Origin of the sequence: Streptomyces sp. NBC_01016 (assembly GCF_026341035.1) — a bacterium.
In the GTDB taxonomy this organism is placed as follows: Bacteria; Actinomycetota; Actinomycetes; order Streptomycetales; family Streptomycetaceae; genus Streptomyces.
In genome coordinates this window covers 1,338,755-1,364,222 of the sequence record NZ_JAPEOQ010000001.1, presented here as the reverse complement: position 1 = coordinate 1,364,222, position 25,468 = coordinate 1,338,755, and the positions used below count along the sequence as shown (strand labels likewise).

The window sequence follows — 25,468 nt, the reverse complement described above, 5'->3', positions numbered from 1 at the left end:
CGGAGGACCGCACCATGACCACGACCACAACCACGCCCACCCGCCCCCTCCGCGTAGGCGTCGTCGTCGGATCCACCCGCGACGGCCGCCTCGCCCCCACCGTCAGCACCTGGTTCACGTCCCAGGCCGAACGCCACACCCCCGAAACCCACTTCGACGTCATCGACCTGACCGACCTGGACCTCCCCGGAACCCACCCCGGCTGGGGCCACGAACCAACCGCGGCCCAGGCCGAGTTGGCGGCCCGCGTGGACGCCGCAGACGCCTACGTGGTGATCACCCCCGAGTACAACCACAGCTTCCCGGCCCACCTGAAGCACTTCATCGACCTGCACCGCGACGAGTGGAAGGCCAAGCCGGTCGGCTTCGTCTCGTACGGCGGCGTGGGCGGCGGCCTCCGCGCCGTGGAACAACTCCGCCTGGTCTTCGCCGAGTTGCACTGCACGACGATCCGCGACGGCGTCAGCTTCCACCAGGCCCACAGCGGCCTCTTCGCCGAGGAGGGACCGGCCCACGACGAGCAGGGCGCGGCCGGCGCCGCCAAGGTCATGCTCGACCAGCTGGCCTGGTGGGCCCACGCCCTGCGCACGGCCCGGACGGAACACCCGTACGGCTAAAGCCGCTTGAGCTCCATCTCGCGCTCCACCTTGGAGGGGTCGCCCGGATGCGGGACGGCCCCTCCCGTGCGGACGAAGCCGAACTTCCGGTAGAACCCCTCGGCCCGCTGATTGTCCTCATGGACGTACAACCGCACCCGCGTCACACCGTCGAGTCCGAACGCCCACTCCACGGCCGCGGAGAACAGGGCGTCCGCCACCCCGCTCCCGCGCGCCTCGGGCCGTACGAACACCGCGACGAGCTGCGCCTGCCGCCGCTCGACGGCCTCCCCGAAGAAGTCCACGGCGCCCGCCTCCTCCACGAGCACCACCACGCTGCCGTCCCAGCGCCCGCCCTCGCCGGCCTCCGCGACGAAGCCGGCCTCCGCGACGAACTGCAGCGCCGTCGTCCCGTGCGCGGCCCGCTCGGCCCGCCCCCGCCAGAACTCGTCCGGCTGGGCCAACGCGTCCTCGTACGTCTCCAGATACGCGAGCGGCGCCGCCGGATCCCGCAGCGCCGCGAGCCGCAGCTCCCTCGTGGCACGCCATTCGTCGGCCCGAACGGGTCTGATCACGTAGTCCATACATCCGCACCCTAAGGGCCCCTAGTCCCCCGGTACTACGGCATTTCCGCAGCCCGATGCCCCGGTCCGACGCCCGCGCGGCCCCGCCCACGGCACCGTACTCACATGACGATCCGAGCCCACGGCCTCACGAAACGCTACGGCGGCAAGTCCGGCAAGACAGTCGTCGAGGACCTCACCTTCACGGTCGAGCCCGGCACGGTCACCGGCTTCCTCGGCCCCAACGGCGCAGGCAAGTCCACGACCATGCGCATGCTGCTCGGCCTGGACACCCCGACCGCAGGCCGCGCCACGATCGGCGGCCGCGCCTACGCCACCCACCCGGCCCCGCTCACCGAGGTCGGCGCGCTCCTGGAGGCGAAGGCCGTCCACCCCGGCCGCACCGCCTTCCACCACCTCACGGCGCTCGCCCTCACGCACGGCATCCCGCGCTCCCGCGTCGAGACGGTCCTCGACCTCGCGGGCCTCACCGAGGTGGCGGACAAGCGCGTCAAGGGCTTCTCCCTCGGCATGGGCCAGCGCCTCGGCATCGCGGCGGCGCTCCTCGGCGACCCGGCCACGATCGTCCTCGACGAACCGGTCAACGGCCTCGACCCCGAGGGCGTCCTCTGGATCCGCACCCTCCTCAAGTCCCTTGCCCAGCAAGGTCGTACGGTCCTGGTCTCGTCGCACCTGATGAGCGAGATGGCGCTGACGGCCGACCACTTGGTCATCATCGGCCGCGGCAGGCTGCTCACGGACACGACGGTGGACTCCTTCGTACGGGAGGCAGGCGCCGGAGCCATCAAGGTGGTCACGCCCTCGGCGACCGAACTCGCCGCGCGTCTGGCCGGCCCGTCGGTGACGGTGACCAGCGACAGCCCCGGAACGCTGGAGGTGCGCGGCACGGACGCCGAGCACATCGGCCGCACCGCCGCCGCCCACGGCATCCCGCTGTTCGAACTCACCCCGCGCGCCGCGTCGTTGGAGCAGGCCTTCATGGACCTGACCCGGGATTTCGTCGAGTACAACGCCTCCGTGAAGGGACACGCAGCATGAGCACCGCCACGATCGCCCGCCCCACCAGCACCACGTCCTCTTACGCCGTGACGCCGGCGCGCGTGCTGCGCTCCGAGTGGCACAAGTTCTGGACGGTCCGCTCCACTTGGATCACCCTGCTCTCCTCGACGGTCCTGGTCGTCGGCCTCGGACTGCTGGTCTCCGCCAACTACGACACGGGAAACCGGAAGTTCGTCGATCCGGTCGGGATCGGCCTGGCCGGCGCCCAGATCGCCCAGATCGCCCTGCCGGTCCTGGGTGTCCTGATGATCGCGGGCGAATACACAAGCGGGATGATCCGGGCCTCGCTCACCGCGGTGCCCAAGCGGGCCCCGGTCCTGTGGTCGAAGGCCGCCGTCCTCGCGGCCATCGTCTTCCCGCTGACACTGGCGACCTGCCTGATCGCCTACCCGCTGAGCCAGGCCTTCCTGGCCGGGACCGACCAGGAGGCTGCCCTCACCGATCCGGGCGTCCTCACCGCCGTCGCGGGAGTGGCCGCCGGGATCACGGCCCTGTCGGTCTTCGCCCTCGGGCTCGGAGCCGTGCTCCGCTCGGTCGCGGGCGGCATCTCGGCCTTCGTCGGCGGCGTCATGATCCTCCCGGAGGTCATCTCCATGATCCCGGTGGACGCTGTGGACACCGCGATCGAGTACTTCCCGGTCCAGGCCGCGGGCAACGTGGGCGCCCTCGACCCCATCGCGGGAGCACCCTCGCCGACCGCGTCCCTGATCGCCCTGGTGCTGTGGGCGGTCGGCTCGGTCACCGTCGCCGCGCTCTTCCTCAAGCGGCGGGACGTATGACCCGGCGTGCCGGAGGATGATCCCGTGACCGATCAGCAGACAGAGGGTGCCCGCGCCGCGGGCACCCTCTCGTCCACCCGCCCGCTGCAGCAACTCCTCCAGCACATCCGCGCCTTCGACAGGCGCAGGCCGTGGGTGTGGGACCTCATCGTCACGCTGTTCTGGGTGGGCGCCGCCCTCACGGACTACGCGAGCAGCGGCTGGCGCATGATCGCCCAGAACCTGAACGTGCCGGACTGGCAGCTCCTCGTCCTCAGCCTGGGCTTCTCCGTGCCGCTCTACTGGCGCCGCCGCCACCCCATGGCCGTCCTCCTCGCGACCGCGCCCTTCGCGCTCGCCAACGGCTGGACGGGCGCCATCCTCCAGGCCCACTTCGCCCAGCTCATCGCGGTGTTCAACCTGGCCGTGCTCCGCCCGCTCAAGCAGCTCGCCCCCGCCGCCCTGATCGTCCTCGTCCCCCTGGTCCCCGGCGCCCTGCGCTATCCGCTCGCGGCCTGGGACGGCTCCTTCGGCCCGGCGACCTGGGGCTTCGCCCTCACCGCGCTGCTCGGCATCGCAGTCCGCTCCCGCAAGGAGCATCTCGCCTCGCTCGTCGAGCACGCCCACCGTCTCGAGATCGAGCGCGACCAGCAGGCCCAGCTCGCCGCCGCGGCCGAACGCACCCGTATCGCCCGCGAGATGCACGACATCATCGGCCACAACCTCTCCGTCATCACGGGCCTCGCCGACGGCGGCTCGTACGCTGCCGCCCGCAACCCGGAACGCGCGGGCCAGGCCCTCACCGCCATCGCCACCACCAGCCGCAATGCCCTCACGGAACTCCGCCGCCTCCTCGACGTACTGGGCGAGGAAGCCCCCTCGCCCACGGCGGAGCTGACCCCGGCACCCGCACTCGACGACCTCGACTCCCTGATCGAAGGCGTACGTTCGGCAGGACTCCCGGTCCTCAGGAAGGTCGAGGGCGAACCGATACCGCTGCCGGCGGGCCTGGAACTCACGGTGTACCGAGTGGTCCAGGAGGCCCTCACCAACACCCTGAAGCACGGCGGCCCATCGGCGACCTCCGAACTGCTCGTCTCGTACGCGACCGACGCGGTGACCGTGACCATCACGGACACCGGCCGCGGCGCACGCACAGACGACCCCCGCACCGACGACCACGGAACCGGCCGCGGCATTGCGGGCATGAGAGAGCGAACGGCCCTCTACCGGGGCACACTTGAGGCCGGACCACGACCGGCCGGCGGCTGGCGGGTACACCTCCGCATCCCGATCCCGGAAGGGCCCACTGCGTGACGACCGTCCTCATCGTCGACGACCAGCCCATGCAGCGCTTCGGCTTCCGCATGCTCCTGGAGAGCCAGGACGACCTACGGGTCGCGGGCGAGGCGGGCACGGGCACGGAGGCGGTCCGCCTCGCGGCCGAGCTCGCCCCCGACGTGGTCCTGATGGACATCCGCATGCCCGGCATGGACGGCATCGAGGCCACGCGCCGCATCACCGCCTCGGGCCCCGAGGGCCCGCGCATCCTGATCCTCACCACGTTCGACATGGACGAGTACGCGTACGCGGGCCTGCGGGCTGGCGCCTCCGGCTTCCTCATCAAGGACGCGCTCCCCGAGGAACTCCTGGCAGGCATCCGCGCGGTGGCCGCCGGCGACGCGATCGTCGCCCCCAGCCTGACCCGCCGCCTCCTGGACGCGTACGTCCACCACCTCCCGGCCACCGCGGGCACTCCCCCGGCCGCCGATCCACGCATCGCCTCCCTCACGGACCGCGAACGCGAGATCCTCACGGTCATCGCCCAGGGCTGGAGCAACGCCGAGGTCGCCGAACGTCTGCACCTCGCGGAATCGACGGTGAAAACCCATGTCTCCCGCATTCTGGCGAAGACGGGGGCGCGGGACAGAGTGCAGGCGGTGATCGTGGCGTACGACGCGAAACTGGTGGAGCCCGCATAACGCGCATTGACCCTAAACGCAGAAAAGCCCCGGACCGTATCCCGGTCCGGGGCTTTTCTTCAAAAATAGTTCGGCGGCGTCCTACTCTCCCACAGGGTCCCCCCTGCAGTACCATCGGCGCTGTGAGGCTTAGCTTCCGGGTTCGGAATGTAACCGGGCGTTTCCCTCACGCTATGACCACCGAAACACTATGAAACTGTCAACCGCACCGTAGTCGTGGCCCGACATACGGGGTTGTTCGTGGTTTCAGAACCAACACAGTGGACGCGAGCAACTGAGGACAAGCCCTCGGCCTATTAGTACCGGTCACCTCCACACCTTGCGGTGCTTCCAGATCCGGCCTATCAACCCAGTCGTCTACTGGGAGCCTTAACCCCTCAAAGGGGGTGGGAATACTCATCTCGAAGCAGGCTTCCCGCTTAGATGCTTTCAGCGGTTATCCTTTCCGAACGTAGCCAACCAGCCATGCCCTTGGCAGGACAACTGGCACACCAGAGGTTCGTCCGTCCCGGTCCTCTCGTACTAGGGACAGCCCTTCTCAATATTCCTACGCGCACAGAGGATAGGGACCGAACTGTCTCACGACGTTCTAAACCCAGCTCGCGTACCGCTTTAATGGGCGAACAGCCCAACCCTTGGGACCGACTCCAGCCCCAGGATGCGACGAGCCGACATCGAGGTGCCAAACCATCCCGTCGATATGGACTCTTGGGGAAGATCAGCCTGTTATCCCCGGGGTACCTTTTATCCGTTGAGCGACGGCGCTTCCACAAGCCACCGCCGGATCACTAGTCCCGACTTTCGTCCCTGCTCGACCCGTCGGTCTCACAGTCAAGCTCCCTTGTGCACTTACACTCAACACCTGATTACCAACCAGGCTGAGGGAACCTTTGGGCGCCTCCGTTACTCTTTGGGAGGCAACCGCCCCAGTTAAACTACCCATCAGACACTGTCCCTGATCCGGATCACGGACCCAGGTTAGACATCCAGCACGACCAGAGTGGTATTTCAACGACGACTCCACAACCACTGGCGTGGCCGCTTCAAAGTCTCCCACCTATCCTACACAAGCCGAACCGAACACCAATATCAAACTATAGTAAAGGTCCCGGGGTCTTTCCGTCCTTCTGCGCGAAACGAGCATCTTTACTCGTAGTGCAATTTCACCGGGCCTATGGTTGAGACAGTCGAGAAGTCGTTACGCCATTCGTGCAGGTCGGAACTTACCCGACAAGGAATTTCGCTACCTTAGGATGGTTATAGTTACCACCGCCGTTTACTGGCGCTTAAGTTCTCAGCTTCGCCACACCGAAATGTGACTAACCGGTCCCCTTAACGTTCCAGCACCGGGCAGGCGTCAGTCCGTATACATCGCCTTACGGCTTCGCACGGACCTGTGTTTTTAGTAAACAGTCGCTTCTCGCTGGTCTCTGCGGCCACCCCCAGCTCATGGAGCAAGTCCAATCACCAGGAATGGCCCCCCTTCTCCCGAAGTTACGGGGGCATTTTGCCGAGTTCCTTAACCATAGTTCACCCGAACGCCTCGGTATTCTCTACCTGACCACCTGAGTCGGTTTAGGGTACGGGCCGCCATGAAACTCGCTAGAGGCTTTTCTCGACAGCATAGGATCATCCACTTCACCACAATCGGCTCGGCATCAGGTCTCACCCTCATGTCTCCCGGATTTACCTAGAAGACGGGCTACACCCTTACCCCGGGACTACCATCGCCCGGGCTGGACTACCTTCCTGCGTCACCCCATCGCTCACCTACTACCAGCTTGGGCCGGCGGCTCCACCACTTTCCATTCCCCGAAGGGTCCGGAACGGCTTCACGGCCTTAGCATCACTGGATTCGATGTCTTTCGCGTCACAGCGGGTACCGGAATATCAACCGGTTATCCATCGACTACGCCTGTCGGCCTCGCCTTAGGTCCCGACTTACCCTGGGCAGATCAGCTTGACCCAGGAACCCTTAGTCAATCGGCGCACACGTTTCTCACGTGTGTATCGCTACTCATGCCTGCATTCTCACTCGTGAACCGTCCACAACTACCTTCCGGTGCTGCTTCACCCGGCACACGACGCTCCCCTACCCATCACAGCGGGCGTTGGCCCTATAGCTGCAATGACACGACTTCGGCGGTACGCTTGAGCCCCGCTACATTGTCGGCGCGGAATCACTTGACCAGTGAGCTATTACGCACTCTTTCAAGGGTGGCTGCTTCTAAGCCAACCTCCTGGTTGTCTCTGCGACTCCACATCCTTTCCCACTTAGCGTACGCTTAGGGGCCTTAGTCGATGCTCTGGGCTGTTTCCCTCTCGACCATGGAGCTTATCCCCCACAGTCTCACTGCCGTGCTCTCACTTACCGGCATTCGGAGTTTGGCTAAGGTCAGTAACCCGGTAGGGCCCATCGCCTATCCAGTGCTCTACCTCCGGCAAGAAACACACGACGCTGCACCTAAATGCATTTCGGGGAGAACCAGCTATCACGGAGTTTGATTGGCCTTTCACCCCTAACCACAGGTCATCCCCCAGGTTTTCAACCCTGGTGGGTTCGGTCCTCCACGAAGTCTTACCTCCGCTTCAACCTGCCCATGGCTAGATCACTCCGCTTCGGGTCTTGAGCGCGCTACTAAATCGCCCTATTCGGACTCGCTTTCGCTACGGCTTCCCCACACGGGTTAACCTCGCAACACACCGCAAACTCGCAGGCTCATTCTTCAAAAGGCACGCAGTCACGACGCATTGAGTAAACTCAATGCGCGACGCTCCCACGGCTTGTAGGCACACGGTTTCAGGTACTATTTCACTCCGCTCCCGCGGTACTTTTCACCATTCCCTCACGGTACTATCCGCTATCGGTCACCAGGGAATATTTAGGCTTAACGGGTGGTCCCGCCAGATTCACACAGGATTTCTCGGGCCCCGTGCTACTTGGGTGTCTCTCAAACGAGCCGTTAATGTTTCGACTACGGGGGTCTTACCCTCTACGCCGGACCTTTCGCATGTCCTTCGCCTACATCAACGGTTTCTTACTCGTCTCACGGCCGGCAGACCGTAAAAGAGAGATCCCACAACCCCGCACACGCAACCCCTGCCGGGTCTCACACGTATACGGTTTGGCCTCATCCAGTTTCGCTCGCCACTACTCCCGGAATCACGGTTGTTTTCTCTTCCTGCGGGTACTGAGATGTTTCACTTCCCCGCGTTCCCTCCACACTGCCTATATATTCAGCAGCGGGTGACAGCCCATGACGACTGCCGGGTTTCCCCATTCGGAAACCCCCGGATCAAAGCCTGGTTGACGACTCCCCGGGGACTATCGTGGCCTCCCACGTCCTTCATCGGTTCCTGGTGCCAAGGCATCCACCGTGCGCCCTTAAAAACTTGGCCACAGATGCTCGCGTCCACTGTGCAGTTCTCAAACAACGACCAACCACCCATCACCCCGAACCCTTAAAGTTCGAGTGCACTGGGGCCGGCACTGAAGGCGACCGTTACGGCCGTACCTTCAGATACCCAACAGCGTGCCCGGCCCGACCTGTTCACTCTCACGTTCCACGCCGAAGCAGTACTAGTGAAGCCAACCGATCGTGCCGAATAATCAACGTTCCACCCATGAGCAACCACCGTCGAACGTTTGCCGACGTAGTGGCCTCTGACCTCGTCCCGAAGGACTCGGTAAGAAGTGCTCCTTAGAAAGGAGGTGATCCAGCCGCACCTTCCGGTACGGCTACCTTGTTACGACTTCGTCCCAATCGCCAGTCCCACCTTCGACAGCTCCCTCCCACAAGGGGTTGGGCCACCGGCTTCGGGTGTTACCGACTTTCGTGACGTGACGGGCGGTGTGTACAAGGCCCGGGAACGTATTCACCGCAGCAATGCTGATCTGCGATTACTAGCAACTCCAACTTCATGGGGTCGAGTTGCAGACCCCAATCCGAACTGAGACCGACTTTTTGAGATTCGCTCCACCTTGCGGTATCGCAGCTCATTGTATCGGCCATTGTAGCACGTGTGCAGCCCAAGACATAAGGGGCATGATGACTTGACGTCGTCCCCACCTTCCTCCGAGTTGACCCCGGCGGTCTCCTGTGAGTCCCCATCACCCCGAAGGGCATGCTGGCAACACAGAACAAGGGTTGCGCTCGTTGCGGGACTTAACCCAACATCTCACGACACGAGCTGACGACAGCCATGCACCACCTGTACACCGACCACAAGGGGGCGCCTGTCTCCAGACGTTTCCGGTGTATGTCAAGCCTTGGTAAGGTTCTTCGCGTTGCGTCGAATTAAGCCACATGCTCCGCTGCTTGTGCGGGCCCCCGTCAATTCCTTTGAGTTTTAGCCTTGCGGCCGTACTCCCCAGGCGGGGCACTTAATGCGTTAGCTGCGGCGCGGACAACGTGGAATGTTGCCCACACCTAGTGCCCACCGTTTACGGCGTGGACTACCAGGGTATCTAATCCTGTTCGCTCCCCACGCTTTCGCTCCTCAGCGTCAGTAATGGCCCAGAGATCCGCCTTCGCCACCGGTGTTCCTCCTGATATCTGCGCATTTCACCGCTACACCAGGAATTCCGATCTCCCCTACCACACTCTAGCTAGCCCGTATCGACTGCAGACTCGGGGTTAAGCCCCGAGCTTTCACAATCGACGTGACAAGCCGCCTACGAGCTCTTTACGCCCAATAATTCCGGACAACGCTTGCGCCCTACGTATTACCGCGGCTGCTGGCACGTAGTTAGCCGGCGCTTCTTCTGCAGGTACCGTCACTTTCGCTTCTTCCCTGCTGAAAGAGGTTTACAACCCGAAGGCCGTCATCCCTCACGCGGCGTCGCTGCATCAGGCTTTCGCCCATTGTGCAATATTCCCCACTGCTGCCTCCCGTAGGAGTCTGGGCCGTGTCTCAGTCCCAGTGTGGCCGGTCGCCCTCTCAGGCCGGCTACCCGTCGTCGCCTTGGTGAGCCATTACCTCACCAACAAGCTGATAGGCCGCGGGCTCATCCTTCACCGCCGGAGCTTTTAACCCCCATCCAGGAGAATGGGAGTGTTATCCGGTATTAGACCTCGTTTCCAAGGCTTGTCCCAGAGTGAAGGGCAGATTGCCCACGTGTTACTCACCCGTTCGCCACTAATCCACCCCGAAGGGCTTCATCGTTCGACTTGCATGTGTTAAGCACGCCGCCAGCGTTCGTCCTGAGCCAGGATCAAACTCTCCGTGAATGTTTCCCCGTAATCGGGGTGACACCACGAGAGCGGAACAGTCGGAGGAATAATCCGACCGTTCACAGCGTCCTCGCTGTGCGCCTGCCGACCAATTAAGGTCTGCAGGACTTTTCAAAGGAACCTCGCCCCAGCAGATGCTGGAGACGGGGTATCAACATATCTGGCGTTGATTTTTGGCACGCTGTTGAGTTCTCAAGGAACGGACGCTTCCTTTGTACTCACCCTCTCGGGCTTTCCTCCGGGCGCTTCCCTTCGGTATTTCGTGTTTCCGACTCTATCAGACCGTTTCACCGGCCGATTTCCTCGGGGTCTTGCTGGTCTTGCTCTTCGCTTTCCGGCCTTTCGGCTTTCCGGCGAGTCCGACTCTATCAGATCCTTTCGGGCCTGATTCCCAGTCAGCTGGGTTTGTCTTCCCGGCTGTTGGGCCGTTCCGACGTTCCAAACTTTAGCGGATTCCCGGCCCCCGAGCGAATCGGGGGTTCGGAATTGAATTCGGGCACGCCGAATAGAATCCCGGTTGGGAGATCGTGCTGAGATTGGGTGCCGCTTGAGCGGCGGATGTGCTGCCGAAGAACCGTTACGGCCCCGTGGCAACCCGAGGTACCTTACGGACCGGGGAAGGCCGTGTCAACCCTCCCCCTGCCCGGCTTCAGCCGAGGTCGTTGAGGCGCCCGCCGGCGTCCGGCTGGGCGTCTTCCACGCGACGTAGAAGACGGGTGAGGACCTCGCCCAGCGCGCTGCGCTCCTTCGGGTTGAGGTCCTGGAGCAGGTCCTCCTCGAAGACGGACGCGAGGCGCATCGCCTCCAGCCACTTCTCGCGGCCCTCCGCGGTCAGCTCCACGATGACGCGGACGCGGTTGTTCTCGTCGCGGTCGCGGGTGACCAGGCCCTCCTGGACCATGCGGTCGATGCGGTGGGTCATCGCGGCGGGGGTCAGGCCGAGGCGCTTGGCGAGGTCGCCGGGGCCCATCCGGTAGGGGGCGCCGGAGAGGACGAGGGCCTTGAGGACCTCCCAGTCCGTGTTGCTGATCCCTATCTCGGCGGTCTGGCGTCCGTACGCCACGTTCATGCGGCGGTTGAGTCTGCCGAGCGCCGAGACGATCTGCTCGACCTGGGGGTCGAGGGCCTGGAACTCGCGCTGGTACGCGGCGATCTGCTCTTCGAGCGTCGGCTCGGCCGCCGGTGCGCCTGGGGTGTCCGCCATGCCGCGCAGTATGGCACGGGAGTGGTTGGCGTTGAAGTCCTTGAGTATGTACTCTTTAGCTTCGAACTTTAGCTTCGAAGTCTTCAGGGTTAAGGCCCCGACCAGCGAAAGGGCAGGTGAAAGTGACCAGGGCGATGGGCGCCGCGATGCGCCGAATTCAGGTGGGCAGCGCGCTGAGCGCGTTCGGCATCGGCTTCACGGTTCCGTTCCTCTACGTGTACGTGGCGGAGGTCCGGGGGCTCGGGGCCAGTGCGGCGGGGATCGTGCTGGCCGCCTTCGCCATGGCCGCCCTGGTCGTCCTGCCCTTCACCGGTCGTGCCATCGACCGGCGCGGTCCGCTGCCTGTGCTCGTCGCGGCCTCGGTCGTGGCGTCCGTCGGAGCGGTCGGGCTCGGGTTCGCCACGTATGAACCGGCCGCCATCGTGGCCGCCGCGGTGCTGGGAGCCGGGACGGCGGTGCTGCAGCCGGCGCTCGCGACCATGATCGTGTGGTGCTCCGCGCCGGAGACGCGCACCCGTTCGTTCGCGACGCAGTTCTTCCTGCAGAACCTGGGGCTCGGCATCGGCGGGCTCATCGGCGGCCAGATCGTCGACGAGTCCAAGCCCGACAGCTTCCTGCTGCTCTTCTCCATCGAGGCCGTGATGTTCCTGGTGCTCGCCGGGATCGTGCTGACCGTGCGGATGCCGCAGGCGCCCGCGCTCGGTGAGGCCGTGCCGAAGGACGAGGGCAAGGGCGGCATGCGGGCGCTGCTCGGGCACCGGGCGATGGTGCAGCTGTGCGTACTCGGGTTCGTGCTGTTCTTCGCCTGCTACGGGCAGTTCGAGTCGGGGCTGAGTGCCTACGGCGTCGAGGCGGCCGGGATCTCGGCGTCCACGCTCGGCATCGCGCTCGCCGCCAACACGGCGATGATCGTGATCGCCCAGTTCGCCGTGCTCAAGCTCGTCGAGCGCAGGAAGCGGTCGCGGGTGATCGCCGCGGTGGGGCTCATCTGGACCGTCGCGTGGCTGGCGGCCGGGTACGCGGGGATCGGGCACGGGAGCCAGGCGATGGCGACCGCCGCGTTCATCTCCACGTACGCGCTGTTCGGCCTCGGTGAGGCGATGCTGTCGCCGACCGTGGCGCCGCTTGTCGCCGATCTCGCTCCGGCCGGGATGGTCGGGTCGTACAACTCGGCCTTCGCGCTGGTGAAGCAGCTCGCGCTGGCCGTCGGGCCTGCCGTGGGCGGGCCGATGGGGGCCGCGCTGCACGGTCCCTACATCGTGACGTTCGTACTGTTCTCGCTGGCCGTCACCGTGCTGGCGCTGCGGCTCGGCAAGCGGCTCACGCCGGTGCAGGACCAGCCGTCGCTGGCCGGCAGCCGTGTGGTGATGCAGAGCTCGCCGGAGCCCGCCACCGCCACGTCCGGCTGAGGCGTCACGCCGGGGGCGCTCCCTGGGCCTTGCCCGGTGGCAGCACGAACTCGCACCACACCGCCTTGCCGCCACCCGGCGTGCGCCGCGAGCCCCAGTTCGAGGCGATCGTGGCGACGATCGCGATGCCACGCCCCGCCTCGTCCGCCGGTTCCGCGCGGCGGCGGCGCGGCAGGTGGTCGTCGCCGTCGGTCACCTCGATGATCAGGCGGCGGTCCGTGCGGCGCAGGCGCAGCCGCATGGGCGGGGTGCCGTGCTGGAGGGAGTTGGCGACGAGTTCGCTGGCCGCGAGGACGCCCAGGTCGTGGAGTTCGTCGGCGAAGCGCCAGCTGGTGAGGACGCCGGACGCGAAGGCACGCGCGCGTGGGGCCGCCTCCACGCCGCCGAGCAGTTCGAGCGCCGCGTTGCGGAAGCGCTCGCCGTCGGTGCCCTTGCGGGCCGGGTGCTGGAGGACCAGGACCGCGACGTCGTCGTCGTGATCGGCCGTGACTCCGGCCGCGCGGATCAGGCGGTCGCAGACCACCTGGGGCGTGCCGGTCGCGCCCGCCAGGGCGTTCTCGAGCGCGGCCACCCCCTCGTCGATGTCCTCGTCGCGCCGCTCCACCAGGCCGTCGGTGTACATGACCGCCGTGGATCCGGCGCCGAGCGGCACCGAGCCGGATGCGTGCAGCCAGCCGCCGGTGCCGAGCGGCGGGCCCGTGGGCTCGTCGCCGCGGTGGATCGTGCCGTTCTCGTCGCGTACGAGGATCGGCAGATGGCCCGCGGATGCGTAGACGAGGCGGCCCTCGTTCGGGTCGTGGACGGCGTAGACGCAGGTGGCGATCTGCTGCGGGTCGATCTCCGTAGCGAGGCCGTCCAGTAGTTGGAGTACCTCGTGCGGGGGCAGGTCCAGGCGCGCGTAGGCGCGGACCGCCGTGCGGAGCTGGCCCATGACGGCCGCCGCCCGGACGCCGCGGCCCATGACGTCGCCGATCACCAGGGCCGTGCGGCCGCCGCCGAGGGTGATGACGTCGTACCAGTCGCCGCCGACCGCGGCCTCGGTGCCGCCGGGCTGGTAGGTGGCCGCGATCCGCAGGTCGTCCGGCTCCTCCAACTCCTGCGGCAGGAGCGAGCGTTGGAGCGTGACCGCCGTCTCGCGCTGTTCGCGCTCGCTGGTGCGCAGGCGCTCCGCCGCCTCCGCGTGGTCCGTGACGTCGGCCGCGAAGATCAGCACGCCGGGGCCCTCCGCGGTCTCCAGCGGGGTGCAGGTGACGGTGTACGAGCGGCCGCCGGACGTCTTGCGGGACTTGACCGTGCGGGGCTTGCCGCTGCGCAGTACCTGGTCGAGGAACGGGAGCAGGCTGAGCTCGTCGAGCTCGGGCAGTGCCTCGTGGGCGGGCTCGCCTGCGGTGCGCTCGCCAAAGGCCGCCACGTAGGCGTCGTTGACGTACGCGATGCGGTGCTCGGGGCCGTGCACCAGGGCGACGAGGGCGGGGATGCGGTCGAGGACCTCGCGTACGGGCAGCTCGTCGACGCCGCCCTCCTCGCCGGGCGCCTCTTCGGACAGGTGCTCGGCGCGGGCAGCGGGGACCGCGCCGTCGGGCCGCTGGGGTGGTCCGCCGTGGTCGGGCCGCTGGGGTCCGCCGTGGTCGGCCCGCGCCGCGGCGCGGCGCTGCGTTCCGGGGAGCCGGGCGCTCCAGCGCGTGAAGTTCACAGGGGAAAAGCCTCGTGGGGTCGAGGGCGGGCGAGGGGCCCGCCCAGGGTCGTGGACCAGTCTGGCCGACCGTACTGACAATCGTCAGACGCCGGTCCGCGGGCGGGAGTTCCGCGCTCCGGTCATCAGTGGTCCGTCGGGGGCGTCAACAACGCGCTCAGGGCGACCCCTTCGGATTTTCCGGAGGCCCTTGCGGGGTGTCGCGGGAGGGTCCCCCAGATGGGTCCGTAGGAGGGACCGCTCCGGCCGCGAGTTCGAACTCGGCGCGGGGCTGTTCCAGCGAGCCCAGCGAGACGATCTCTCGCTTGAACAGACCGGAGAGCGTCCATTCGGTCAGGACGCGGGCCTTGCGGTTCACGGTGGGCACCCTGCTGAGGTGGTAGACGCGGTGCATGAACCAGGCAGGGTAGCCCTTCAGTTTGCGACCGTAGACGTGTGCGACGCCTTTGTGGAGGCCGAGCGAGGCCACCGAACCCGCGTACGCGTGCTCGTAGTCGGTGAGCGGTTCGCCGCGTACGGAGGCCGCGATGTTGTCGCCGAGGGTCCTGGCCTGGCGTACCGCGTGCTGGGCGTTGGGCGCGCACTCCTTGCCGGGCGCCGTGATGTCCGGGACGGCAGCGGCGTCGCCGGCTCCCCACGCGTGCGGGGCGCCGTCGACGGCGAGCGTGGCGGTGCACTTGAGGCGCCCGCGTTCGTTCAGCGGCAGGTCCGTGGCGGCGAGCAGCGGGCTCGGCTTGACGCCTGCCGTCCACACGACCGTGCGCGTGGGGAAGCGTGAGCCGTCGCTGAGCACCGCTACGCGGTGCTCGCAGGATTCCAGCCGGGTCTCCAGGCGTACGTCGATGTTGCGGCCGCGCAGTTCGCGGATCGTGTACTGGCCCATTTCCGGGCCCACTTCGGGCAGGATCCGGTCCGAGGCCTCGACGAGGATCCACTTCAGGTCCTCGGCCTTGACGTTGTGGTAGTACTTCGCCGCGTATCGGGCCATGTCCTCCAGCTCGCCGAGTGCCTCCACTCCCGCGTACCCGCCTCCTACGAAGACGAAGGTGAGCGCCGCGTCGCGGATCGCCGGGTCGCGCGTGGAGGAGGCGATGTCGAGTTGCTCGATGACGTGGTTGCGCAGGCCGATGGCCTCCTCGACGGTCTTGAACCCGATGCCGAAGTCGGCGAGCCCGGGGACCGGGAGCGTGCGGGAGACGGAGCCCGGCGCCAGGACCAGTTCGTCGTAGGTGAGGGTGGCGGCGCCCGTGCCCTCTTCCTCGCTGGCCAGCGTGGTGTACGTGGCCGTGCGCTTGCCGTGGTCGATGGACTGCGCCTCGCCGACGATCACTTGGCAGAGGTCGAGCGCACGGCGCAGCGCGACGACGACATGGCGCGGCGAGATCGATCCGGCGGCGGCCTCCGGCAGGAAAGGCTGATAGGTCATGTACGGGTCGGGGGTGATCAGAACGATCTCCACGGCACCGCTCTTGAGCTCCGGTTTGAGCTTCTTCTGGAGCCGCAGAGCCGTGTACATCCCGACGTAACCGCCGCCGACTACAACAATGCGCGTACACGTCGGGGGCACGGGGGTCGACCCCCGGAAGATTGCAGTCCTCACCCTCCCATGACGCATCGGGCCCCTGCGTTTGTCCACAGTCCCGACCATTTGTATGACGACCAGAAGTACCCCTCGCGGCCCGGCGATCAACCCGCGTACGGGGGAGGTTCCCAGGTCAGCGTCCAAAGAGGGGTCCCGGGCCGGGGTGGAGGGCGGCGGGGCCGTCATGGCCAAATCCCGTACATGCTCCTTTCGAGGGGCGCCCGGTGCGGAACCTGCCCCTTCTGAATTGCTCCCGGCTCAACTATGTTCGTCTCTTGTCGGGGTGTCTGGGGGGATACGCGGACGGGATCGGGAAGAGGTCCCGGAAACCGCTGTCTGTTCCTCTGGCTCCGACAGACAATGGCGGGGAGTGTCTCCGGGGGGAGACGTCATTACCGGGGGAACACATATGCACATTCAGGACTCTCATTGGACCTCAGCCTCTGCCGTGGCGCCCTCGGGCGCGACCATGGGGGCCAACGGACGGGGGGCGGGCGACAGTTCGCGCTCCACGCCGCTGCGGGTGGACGCACAGCGCAATCTTGAGCATGTGCTGCGTGCGGCCAGGGAGGTCTTCGGCGAGCTGGGGTACGGGGCGCCCATGGAAGACGTGGCGCGCCGCGCTCGCGTCGGGGTGGGCACGGTGTACCGGCGCTTTCCCAGCAAGGACGTACTGGTGCGGCGGATAGCCGAGGAGGAGACCTCGCGGCTGACCGACCAGGCGCGCACGGCGCTCGGTCAGGAGAACGAACCGTGGTCGGCGCTCTCGCGCTTCCTGCGGACCTCGGTCGCCTCGGGGGCGGGCCGGTTGCTGCCCCCGCAGGTACTGCGGGTCGGGGTCGCCGACTCCGAGGAGGGCGTGCGCGACGAGCTGCGCGTGCCCGAACAGCGTGCCGCGACGCCGGAGTTGCGGCTCGTGGAGCAGCAGCCGATGGTCGGTGGCGACGGCCTGTCCGCGGACGACACGGGGGCCGCGGCGCTCCTCGAGGTCGTGGGCCGGCTCGTGGACCGCGCCCGGGAGGCCGGCGAGTTGCGCACCGACGTGACCGTGTCGGACGTGCTGCTGGTCATCGCGACGGCGGCCCCTTCGCTTCCGGACGCGGTGCAGCAGGAAGCGGCCTCCGCCCGGCTGCTCGACATCCTGCTCGAAGGGCTGCGGTCACGGCCGGCGTGACCGGTCGGATCCTCACCGAACCAAGGGGGTGACCGCGGGTCGACCAGATGGTCACTCGCGGTCAACTCTCGTTTACGGGAAGGTGGTTGAGGCTTCCCCGGACGAGTGATCCTTAGGGGTTGCGCACGCCAAATCTCCACGGATGAGTGGTTGCCGTGCAGCAACCACTTCGGGGGCCCTTGCGTGTGGCACTCTTTCCCGGTGATCGGGTCAGAGTGGGCGGTCGGGGGCATTCCGCAATGAGCGTTGACGGGCGGGACGAGCAGCGGCCCGAGGGCGGTGGGACGAGCGCCGAGAGCCCGCCCCCGCAGCAGGTGCCGAGCCAGGGCGGTCCGGGGCGCACGCACGCCGAGCAGCCGGACCTGCAGACACCGGACCTGCAGACATCAGTACCGTCTCAGCGCGAGAGCGGATCTTCCGGCGGCGACGACGGCGAGGTGCCGTCCTCCGATGCCGACCTGATCGGCCGCATGCGTGCGGGCGACGACAGCGCCTACGAAGGGCTGTACCGCCGCCACTCCGCCGCCGTGCGCCGCTACGCCCGCACCTGCTGTCGCGACGGGCACACCGCGGACGACCTCACGGCCGAGGTGTTCGCCCGCACCCTGCAGGCGGTGCGCAGCGGCAGCGGTCCCGAGCACGCGGTGCGCGCCTATCTGCTGACCACGGTGCGCCGCGTGGCCGCGAGTTGGACGAAGTCGGCGAAGCGCGAGCATCTCGTCGACGACTTCGCCGTGTTCGCCACGCAGGACGCCCGCTCGCGGGAGGCCAGCGACGACGACACGCTCGACCTGGGCGCCGACGTCCTCGCGATGCACGAGGCCGAGCAGTCGATGGCCATGCAGGCCTTCCGCTCGCTGCCCGAGCGCTGGCAGGCCGTGCTGTGGCACACGGAGGTCGAGGAGGAGTCGCCCAGCGAGGTCGCCACGCTCTTCGGGCTCGACGCCAACGGCACGCGCGTGCTCGCCAAGCGGGCCCGCGAGGGCCTGAAGGAGGCCTACCTCCAGGCCCATGTCTCGACCACGCTCACGCAGTCCGAGGAGTGCGCCCGCTACGCGGACCGGCTCGGCGCCTACGCGCGCGGCAGCCTGCGCACGCGGGCGGAGCGGGGCCTGCGCAAGCACATGGAGGAGTGCGCCAAGTGCCGGCTCGCGGCCGGCCAGATCAAGGAAGTCGCCAGCGGCATCCCCGGTGTCGTACCGATCGCGGTCATCGGCTGGTTCGGCGCCGCCGGGTATGCGAAGGCCGCGGCGTTCATCGGCGGTGGCGCCGCGAGTGCGGCGGGCGCGGCCGGGGCCGGTGCGGCCGCGGCGACGGGCGGCGGCTCCACGAGTGGCGGCACCGCAGGTGGCGCGGCGTCCGAGGGGCTCGGTGCCCCCGCGAAGGCCGGGATCGCGGCCGGCGTGGTGGCCGCAGGTACCGCGGTCGCGCTGGCGATGGCGCTCACCGGCGGCGACCCGAAGCCGAAGCCGGAGGCCCGCGAGCAGGCGCCGCCGCCCGCCTCGCAGCCGATCGAGCCGAAGAAGCCGAAGCCCGAACCCAAGCCGCCGGCACCCAAGCCGAAGCCACCGGCTCCCAAGCCGACGCCGACGCCGCCCAAGGCCTCCCCCAAGCCGACCCCGAAGCCCACGCCCAAGCCGACACCACCGAAGCCGAAGCCCAAGCCTCCGGCTCCCACGCCCAAGCCGACGCCGCCCAAGCCGACCCCGAAGCCGACGCCGCCGCCCGCCCCGGCCGTCTACCAGGTGAACAAGCTGCCGTACGACACCCTCGGGGACGACTCGCAGCCGGAGATCCGGCTCGGCGAGAGCAGCTGGGTGTGGCAGCGCTACGGCATGTCGATCGCCGGCAAGCAGTACGCGAACGGGGTGTCGGTGCACTCCCGGTCCTCCGTCACCATCGACCTCAACCGGAGCTGCACGACGTACGACGCCTATGCCGGTGTCGACGACATGACGCTCGGTCTCGGCGCCGTCCGGTTCTCCGTCTACGTCGACGGGGCGCGGGCCTGGAGCTCGTCCGTGGTCAAGGGCCGCGATCCCGCCGTGCCGGTGCATGTGAACGTGGCCGGGGCGAAGTCGATCCGGCTCGTGACCGAACCGAACAGCCCGGCCGACTCGGTGGCGGTCGCCGACTGGGCGGAGTCCCGCTTCACCTGTAGCTGATCAGCCGGCGTCAGCCACCCGTATCGGTGTCGGCGCCGGCCTCCAGCTCCGCCAGGAGTCGCTCGTGCGTGAGCGCGGCGCCCGCCGCGCGCTCGGCTTCGTACCGTGCGTCGCCGAGCTCGGCCCGCACGCGGGACTCCGCGGCCTCGTACTCCTCGCGCTCCGGCATCGTCCTCGGCAGACCGGCGCGCATCACGTCGGCCGCCGCGAAGATGCGCACGGCGCGCGCCGTGTCGCCCGCGCTCGCGTGCAGTGCGGCTCCGACGTCGACGAGGCCCGCGGTCACCGACTCTGCCGTCTGGCCCAGGACCTCGTCGCGCAGCAGGCCGACCACCTTCCCGAGGCCGGCCCGGGGACCCGACTCCGCCGCCGTGACGCGGGCGTCGACCATGCCGAGGGCCGCGACGAACTGCGGTGGCGGGGTGCCGCCCTCCGCCACCGAACGCGAGACGTCCAAGTGCTCGCGCGCGGTGGCCACGTCATCGTCCGACAGGGCGAGGTAGGCCCGCAGCAGCCGGGCGAAGGCCGCGGTGTCCACCACCCCGTAGCGCTCCGCCTCGGCGGTCGCCATGTCGAGCGTCTTCTGCGCGGCGTCCCGGTCGCCCGCGCGGAAGGAGATCTCCGCGAGGCGCGCCATGAGGAACGGCGACTCGGCGTACGCACCCACTTCGTAGGCGAGCAGCAGCGCCTCCTCGTACTCGCCCTTGGCCTCCTCGTACAGGCCGCGCCCCATGGCGGCCTCGCCGGCCGCGCTGCACACCTGGGCCCGCATCCAGCGGTCGCCCACCCGGCGGCTCAGGCCCCGCAGTTCGGCGAGGTCGTCGTCGACGCCGCTCATGTTGCCCGGCATGTCGACCGCCATGTGCGCGCGGAACATCAGGGTGACGCCGAGCTCCCAATCGCCGCCGAAGCGGCGGCAGTTGGCGACGGCGGCGTCCAGGTCGGCGCGCACGTCGCGGCCGTCGAGCAGGAACAGCGTGAACGGCCAGATGATGCCGGGGAAGCGGGCTCCCTGCGGGTTGGGCGGCGCGAAGACGGACTGCACACCCAGCGCGTACGCGCGCTGCTGTTCGCCGGCGACGGCCCTTTGCGGGTAGATCTCCGAGAGGAGGAACAGGGAGAGCAGCCGCAGGTTCATCTGCGGCCAGTACATCGGGTCCTCGGTGTCCTCGGGGAGCACGCCGTCCGGCAGCAGCCTCATGATGCGCTCGACCCAGTTCGAGCCCTCGTGGCGGTAGTTGCGCAGCCACCAGAACCAGCCCATGTGCAGCGCCAGGGCGATCGCCGACTCCAGGTCGACGGGTCCCGGCCCGGCGGTGACGCGGGTCAGCGCCGCGCGGATGTTGTCCAGATCCGCCTCCAGGCGCTGGATCCAAGGGAGTTGCTCGGCGGAGCGCAGCTTGGGGTCGGCCGCCTCGACCAGCGCGCGCAGGTGGGCGATGTGCCGCCGCTCGGCCTCTGCCAGGAGCTCGGGGGCCTGCGCGGCACGCTCCGTCGCGTACTCGTGGATGGTCTCCAGCATCCGGTAGCGCATGCCCGCGGCGCCCTGCTCCTGGTGGGGCGCGGCGACGAGCAGCGACTTGTCCAGGAGGGAGCCGATGACGTCGGCGACCTCGCCTGTGGAGCACACGGCCTCCGCCGCCTCCAGGTCCCAGCCGCCGGCGAAGACCGAGAGCTCGGACAGGGTGCTGCGCTCCTGCTCGTCGAGCAGGTCCCAGGACCAGTCGACGACCGCGCGGAGGGTCTGCTGGCGGGGCAGCACGGTGCGGCTGCCGCCGGTCAGCAGGCGGAAGCGGTCGTCGAGCCGGTCCGCGATCTGGCGGGGCGTGAGCAGTCTGAGGCGGGCCGCGGCCAGCTCGATGGCCAGCGGCAGCCCGTCGAGGCGGCGGCAGATCTCGGCGATGGCCGCATGGTCCTGGCTGGGGTCGAAGCCGGGGCGGACCGCGGCGGCCCGTTCGGCGAACAGGCGGTGGGCGGGGTCCGGAGGCAGCGGCTCGACGGGGCGCACGGACTCCCCCGGGACGCCGAGGGGTTCGCGGCTGGTGGCGAGGATCGTGAGGCCGGGGCAGCGCGTGAGGAGGGTCTCGGCGAGCTGGGCCGCTGCGCCGATGACATGTTCGCAGTTGTCAAGGATCAGGAGCAGGCTGCGGTGGGCGCAGTGCTCTACGAGGAGGCTGGTCGGATCGGTCTGCGGTCCCGACAACTCGTTCGTGATCAGGACCGTCTCGCGCAGGTCCAGTGCGCTGACCACCGCGCCCGGCACCGCCAGCGGATCGTCGAGCGGCGCCAGCTCCACCAGCCAGGCGTGCGGAAGCGGCGCTGCGGCTTCCTCCGCGAGGCGGGTCTTGCCGGAGCCGCCCGGGCCCGTGAGGGTGACCAGACGTGCTCCTCGCAAGTGGGAACGGATGGCGGCGAGTTCTGGTTCCCGCCCGACGAACGAATTGAGCCGGGGCCGGAGGTTGCCGGTGCGGGGACGCGGGGCGGTCGAATATAGCCCCTGCGGCGATTGAGCAGCGGGGTCCGGGGCAGAGCCCCGTGGCGCCGACTCCGGGTGGGCGCTCGGGGCGGGAGCGTTCAGCAACTCCGCGTGCAGGGCGGCAAGTTCGGCCCCCGGGTCCGCCCCAAGACCCTCGGCCAACGTACGCCGGGCCTCCTCGTAAGCGGCCAGCGCATCCGCCCCGCGCCCCGCATCACGCAACGCGCGGATCAGCAGGGCGTGCAGCGGCTCGTCGTAGGGATACGCGGTGGTGAGCTCCCGCAGCTCCGGTACGAGGTCGAGGGCGCGGCCGAGGCGCAGGTCCGCCTCCACGCGCGCGCGGGTGGCGTCCTGGCGGCGGGCCTCGTGGCGGGTGGCGGCCGTGTGGTCGGGGAGGTCGGCGAGGGCCGGGCCGCGCCACAGGGCGAGCGCGTCCCGCAGCGTGCGGGCGGCGGTCTCCGGGGTGTCCGCGGCGAGGGCGTCGGCGCCCTCACGGGCCAGGCGCTCGAAGACGTACAGGTCGATGTCCCCGCGGCTCGCGGCGAGGCGGTAGCCGCCTGCCTCGGAGGTGACCGCCTCCTTGCCGAGTGCGCGGCGGAGCCGGCCGACCAGCGCCTGCAGGGCGGCCGGGGCGTCGGCGGGCGGGTCGTCGGCCCAGACGTCGTCGATGAGCGCGTCGGTGGGGGCGGTGTGCGGGGTGTGCAGGGCCAGGGACGTGAGCAGGGCGCGCAGCCGCGGGCCGCCCACGGGCACGGGTGTGCCCTCGTCGTCGTATGCCTGTGTGGTGCCCAGGATCTTGTACTGCACTGAGGCATTGTCGCCGCTCCGTGGCACCAGGTCCCAGTCTTTTCCCCGGCGCGGCTGCCGGCGCTGCTCGCGGCCGCTGCTCGCGGCCGTCGACCGGTTACCGCGGTCCCGCTCCCAGGGCGCGCTCCGGGACGACGCTTCCCGTCGGCACCGCACGCGCGCGTGCCGGGGTGCCGGTCCAGCAGGTGCCGCGGCGGGAGAGGAGGCGGCGCAGCCACAGTTCGAGGGCGACGAGGTCCGCCAGGCCGTCGAGCGGCAGCGGTTCGCCGTCGGCCGCGGCGCGCAGCGCCTTGCGGACCACGCGGGCCTCGATCAGACCCGTCTGTGCGAGCAGGGGCGTGTCGAAGAGCCCGATCAGGTGGTCCGCGGAGAGGCGGAGCCCGGCGCGGGTCGCCGCGGACGACGAGGCGTGGGAGGGGGCGCCCCAGCCGGGCGGCAGTTCGCTGACGCCCGCGCCTTCGAGGACCCTGCGCAGGATGTCGGCACGGGCCCCCGGCTGGACACGCAGCGCCTCGGGCAGGGCGCGGCAGGCGCGGACGACCTGGTTGTCGAGGAAGGGGGCGTGCAGGCGCTGGAAGCGGACCTCGGCGGCCTGTTCGAGGATGCGCAGGTCCGCCGCGTGCCGGGCGAGGCTCGCGCGGGCGCGGAACTCTCCGGGGCGCTGGCCGGGTCCCGGACCCGGGCGGGTCTTGCCGTCGTGGAGGCGAACCGATACTTCTGCGAGCGCCTCTCCGGTCAGCCAGCGCGCGGCGGGACCCGGTCTGGCCCACGCCAGGGCGGCGAGCGAGGCACCGACGGCGCCGCCCGGCTCCTCGAAGCTGCGCTGAAGGAGTCGACTGGAGAGAACTTCGAGGCCCGCCTTGTAGGGCGTACGGGCGAGTTTTCTGGCCGCTCCGTAGACGCGCGCCGGCACCGCGAGGGAGCCGTCCGCCTTCGTGAGCGCCGCGACGGGGCGCACCATGTGGCGTCGGCGCCGGTCCATCAGCAGGTCGGCAAGGCGCGCCGGGTGGGCGTCCAGGACCTGGCGGGCCCCGTAGCCGGTGAAGTGGTCGGCGCTGCCGGAGACGAGGCGTGCACGGTGGCGTGCGGCCGTGACGATGGACGGGCTCGGCTCGTCGGTGAGCGGTCCGTCCAACTCGGCGTACGGAAGCGCCTCTTCGCCTGCCGCCACCACTACGTGGTGGAGGCGTGGGTTCGCGGCGAGCGCCCCGGCTCTCTCGAGCTCCGCCTCGTGCTGGTCCGCCCGCGACGAGCGGTCGTTGAAGGTGACCGCCAGGAGGCGCTCGCCCGCGCCCGTGCCGTGCCCGAGGACCGTGCCGGGCATGCCGGGCAGGCCCGCCGCGAGGAGGGCGAGGGTGCCGGATGCCGGTCCGCCGGAGACGTCGGCGCCGATGCCGGGGACGGGCATGCCGCGGGCGGCCCGGCGCTCGGCGGGGCCCATGCCGGGCACGGGTCCGGGGTCCAGGTCGGTGCCCGGCACGTGCCGGGGCGCCGCCAGGCGGGTCCTTACCGCCTCCACGAGGGCGTCCCTGACGTCGTCCACGGCGCGCTCGGGGTCGACGGCGCCCGCGCCCACGGCGAGCGACGCCACGGGCTCGTAGCCGGCGATCTCGCGGGACCCGGTGCGCAGGATCAGCGCGTGGCCCGGCGGGATGCGGTGCACGCCCTGGTAGGGCGTCGAGTCGTGCAGCGCTTCCGGGACGTCGGGTGCCGCGAGGAGCGCGGCCAAGTGCCCCACGTCCAGGTTGGCTTCGATGAGGTCGGCGAGCGGGAGCGCCGCCGTCGCGTACGCGGTGCCGCCCGCCCATGGGGTGTGGAAGACGGGGCGCGCGCCCGCGAGGTCGCCCACCACCGTGACGCGGCGGCCCACTTGGACGACGGCCGTGTAGCTGCCGGGCCAGGCCGTGAGGTGGCGCAGGGCGCCGCCGCGCGCCGCGAACAGGCCCACCCTCAGCTGCTCGTCGGAGGCGCCGCACACGCCGAGGACCGCGATCCGCGTCTGGTCGTCGGCCTTCACGATGCGGACTTCGTCGGGGCGCCAGTCGCCGACCGCCCACAGCGGATCCGGGTCGCCCCACAGGAGTTGGGAACCCACCGGGTGTACCGTTTCGCCCTCTGTTCCCATGGCACCCGCGGAACCGAGGGCAACGGGCCCGGAGGGGGCACTGCTCCACCCCACCAACCAGCGCATCGCCGCCTCCACAGGCTGTGGACAACCAAGGGATCCCCATGCTGCCACGAAGGCGGCCCCAAGGAGGGGACACGGCGAAGGGAAGGAGCGAGCGAAAAATGACGTACGCTCCCCCTAATGCGCCCCTTTTGAGCCGTAGTTGAACCGTGGTACGACCCGGTTCAGTTCGGATGTCAGGGGCGAGATTCGGCCAAATCGGCCGTTGATGGCCGGAGCTGAACATCCCGCTTCGGCCACAGCGCGCAACGCACAGTCCGGGAGGCGCACATCGCCTCCCGGACCGGTCCGCCGCCCGCGGGGATGTAGGCGGCGGTGTCCCCCAGCCCACTGGATCCAGTACAGCGGGCCGACCCACGCAGGTCCCATGCAACCGCCGCCCTGTCGACCCGGTAAGAGCGCACGCACGGGCGCACGGCACCACGCCCGGAGCACACGGTCACACGGCGTGGCCTGCGCCGTACTTCAGTACGGACAACAATCCCGCCATCCGGAATGACGACCCTTAACGCTTGGGATGCGGCGAACTACGCTGGGTGTACGAATGCCGCGCGGTT

The 25,468-nt window shown here is 68.9% G+C and carries 14 protein-coding genes and 3 rRNA genes; 8 read left to right on the top strand and 9 right to left on the bottom strand.

Going from position 1 to position 25,468, the window contains the following annotated elements; translation table 11 throughout:
- The first annotated feature begins 14 nt into the window (after nucleotides 1-14).
- On the top strand, nucleotides 15-617 hold the full coding sequence (locus tag OG746_RS06425) for an NADPH-dependent FMN reductase (RefSeq protein ID WP_266712426.1): 603 nt from the start codon (nucleotides 15-17) through the stop codon (nucleotides 615-617).
- On the opposite strand, the gene OG746_RS06420 is transcribed toward OG746_RS06425, so the two are convergent.
- Nucleotides 614-1,180 carry a GNAT family N-acetyltransferase gene (locus OG746_RS06420; protein WP_266712424.1) on the bottom strand — a complete coding sequence of 189 codons (567 nt, stop codon included), beginning with the start codon at nucleotides 1,178-1,180 and terminating at the stop codon, nucleotides 614-616. The two genes, OG746_RS06425 and OG746_RS06420, sit on opposite strands and share 4 nt — an antisense overlap.
- 105 nt (nucleotides 1,181-1,285) lie before the next feature.
- On the opposite strand from OG746_RS06420, the gene OG746_RS06415 reads away from it, so the two are divergent.
- From OG746_RS06415 to OG746_RS06400, 4 genes are read left to right on the top strand one after another with little or no spacing between them, the layout of a single operon-like run.
- On the top strand, nucleotides 1,286-2,218 hold the full coding sequence (locus OG746_RS06415) for an ATP-binding cassette domain-containing protein (RefSeq protein ID WP_266712422.1): 933 nt from the start codon (nucleotides 1,286-1,288) through the stop codon (nucleotides 2,216-2,218).
- Nucleotides 2,215-3,018, top strand: coding sequence for an ABC-2 transporter permease (locus OG746_RS06410; protein ID WP_266712420.1), 804 nt, complete (start codon nucleotides 2,215-2,217; stop codon nucleotides 3,016-3,018). The genes OG746_RS06415 and OG746_RS06410 overlap by 4 nt, the downstream gene beginning before the upstream one ends.
- A gap of 24 nt (nucleotides 3,019-3,042) precedes the next feature.
- The gene (locus tag OG746_RS06405) at nucleotides 3,043-4,314 is read left to right on the top strand and encodes a sensor histidine kinase (protein WP_266712418.1); all 1,272 of its coding nucleotides are present in this window, start codon (nucleotides 3,043-3,045) and stop codon (nucleotides 4,312-4,314) included.
- Nucleotides 4,311-4,979 (top strand): response regulator, encoded by a 669-nt coding sequence (locus tag OG746_RS06400; protein WP_266712416.1) that lies wholly within the window; start codon nucleotides 4,311-4,313, stop codon nucleotides 4,977-4,979. Before OG746_RS06405 ends, OG746_RS06400 begins: the two co-directional genes overlap by 4 nt.
- A gap of 68 nt (nucleotides 4,980-5,047) precedes the next feature.
- Here the strand turns inward: OG746_RS06400 and rrf are convergent.
- The 4 genes from rrf to OG746_RS06380 form a co-directional block, all read right to left on the bottom strand.
- A 5S ribosomal RNA gene (gene rrf / locus OG746_RS06395) occupies nucleotides 5,048-5,164 on the bottom strand.
- Between the two features lie 91 nt (nucleotides 5,165-5,255).
- Nucleotides 5,256-8,378, bottom strand: a 23S ribosomal RNA gene (locus OG746_RS06390).
- A 306-nt stretch (nucleotides 8,379-8,684) separates the two neighbouring features.
- Nucleotides 8,685-10,210 (bottom strand): 16S ribosomal RNA (locus OG746_RS06385).
- The 16S, 23S and 5S rRNA genes sit together here, the layout of an rRNA operon.
- 652 nt (nucleotides 10,211-10,862) lie before the next feature.
- On the bottom strand, nucleotides 10,863-11,417 hold the full coding sequence (locus OG746_RS06380; protein WP_266712414.1) for a MarR family winged helix-turn-helix transcriptional regulator: 555 nt from the start codon (nucleotides 11,415-11,417) through the stop codon (nucleotides 10,863-10,865).
- A gap of 134 nt (nucleotides 11,418-11,551) precedes the next feature.
- Between OG746_RS06380 and OG746_RS06375 the strand changes: the two genes are divergently transcribed.
- Entirely contained in the window at nucleotides 11,552-12,826 is a 1,275-nt protein-coding gene (locus OG746_RS06375; protein ID WP_266718745.1) for an MFS transporter, read from the top strand.
- A 4-nt stretch (nucleotides 12,827-12,830) separates the two neighbouring features.
- Here OG746_RS06375 and OG746_RS06370 read toward each other — a convergent pair whose 3' ends face one another.
- Together OG746_RS06370 and OG746_RS06365 are read right to left on the bottom strand one after the other, a co-directional pair.
- The gene (locus tag OG746_RS06370) at nucleotides 12,831-14,519 is read right to left on the bottom strand and encodes an ATP-binding SpoIIE family protein phosphatase (RefSeq protein WP_266712412.1); all 1,689 of its coding nucleotides are present in this window, start codon (nucleotides 14,517-14,519) and stop codon (nucleotides 12,831-12,833) included.
- A 157-nt stretch (nucleotides 14,520-14,676) separates the two neighbouring features.
- Nucleotides 14,677-16,134 carry an NAD(P)/FAD-dependent oxidoreductase gene (locus OG746_RS06365; protein WP_443063116.1) on the bottom strand — a complete coding sequence of 486 codons (1,458 nt, stop codon included), beginning with the start codon at nucleotides 16,132-16,134 and terminating at the stop codon, nucleotides 14,677-14,679.
- Between the two features lie 376 nt (nucleotides 16,135-16,510).
- On the opposite strand from OG746_RS06365, the gene OG746_RS06360 reads away from it, so the two are divergent.
- Nucleotides 16,511-17,275, top strand: a complete 765-nt coding sequence (locus tag OG746_RS06360) for a TetR/AcrR family transcriptional regulator (RefSeq protein ID WP_266712408.1) — start codon at nucleotides 16,511-16,513, stop codon at nucleotides 17,273-17,275.
- A 239-nt stretch (nucleotides 17,276-17,514) separates the two neighbouring features.
- A complete protein-coding gene (locus OG746_RS06355) occupies nucleotides 17,515-19,440 on the top strand; it encodes a sigma-70 family RNA polymerase sigma factor (RefSeq protein ID WP_266712406.1) in 1,926 nt (641 codons plus the stop codon).
- 10 nt (nucleotides 19,441-19,450) lie between these two features.
- Here the strand turns inward: OG746_RS06355 and OG746_RS06350 are convergent, their stop codons facing one another.
- Both OG746_RS06350 and OG746_RS06345 read right to left on the bottom strand, forming a co-directional pair.
- A complete protein-coding gene (locus OG746_RS06350; protein WP_266712404.1) occupies nucleotides 19,451-22,723 on the bottom strand; it encodes an ATP-binding protein in 3,273 nt (1,090 codons plus the stop codon).
- 97 nt (nucleotides 22,724-22,820) lie between these two features.
- Nucleotides 22,821-24,914: an asparagine synthase-related protein gene (locus OG746_RS06345; RefSeq protein ID WP_266712402.1), complete on the bottom strand. Its 2,094-nt coding sequence runs from the start codon at nucleotides 24,912-24,914 to the stop codon at nucleotides 22,821-22,823.
- Nucleotides 24,915-25,468: the final 554 nt, after the last annotated feature.

Coding starts and splice junctions, on each gene's coding strand:
- OG746_RS06375 (WP_266718745.1), top strand. CDS start 11,552: ATGGGCGCCGCGATGCGCCGAATTCAGGTGGGCAGCGCGCTGAGCGCG.
- OG746_RS06360 (WP_266712408.1), top strand. CDS start 16,511: ATGCACATTCAGGACTCTCATTGGACCTCAGCCTCTGCCGTGGCGCCC.
- OG746_RS06345 (WP_266712402.1), bottom strand. CDS start 24,914: ATGCGCTGGTTGGTGGGGTGGAGCAGTGCCCCCTCCGGGCCCGTTGCC.
- OG746_RS06425 (WP_266712426.1), top strand. CDS start 15: ATGACCACGACCACAACCACGCCCACCCGCCCCCTCCGCGTAGGCGTC.
- OG746_RS06415 (WP_266712422.1), top strand. CDS start 1,286: ATGACGATCCGAGCCCACGGCCTCACGAAACGCTACGGCGGCAAGTCC.
- OG746_RS06380 (WP_266712414.1), bottom strand. CDS start 11,417: ATGGCGGACACCCCAGGCGCACCGGCGGCCGAGCCGACGCTCGAAGAG.
- OG746_RS06410 (WP_266712420.1), top strand. CDS start 2,215: ATGAGCACCGCCACGATCGCCCGCCCCACCAGCACCACGTCCTCTTAC.
- OG746_RS06355 (WP_266712406.1), top strand. CDS start 17,515: ATGAGCGTTGACGGGCGGGACGAGCAGCGGCCCGAGGGCGGTGGGACG.
- OG746_RS06420 (WP_266712424.1), bottom strand. CDS start 1,180: ATGGACTACGTGATCAGACCCGTTCGGGCCGACGAATGGCGTGCCACG.
- OG746_RS06365 (WP_443063116.1), bottom strand. CDS start 16,134: ATGCGTCATGGGAGGGTGAGGACTGCAATCTTCCGGGGGTCGACCCCC.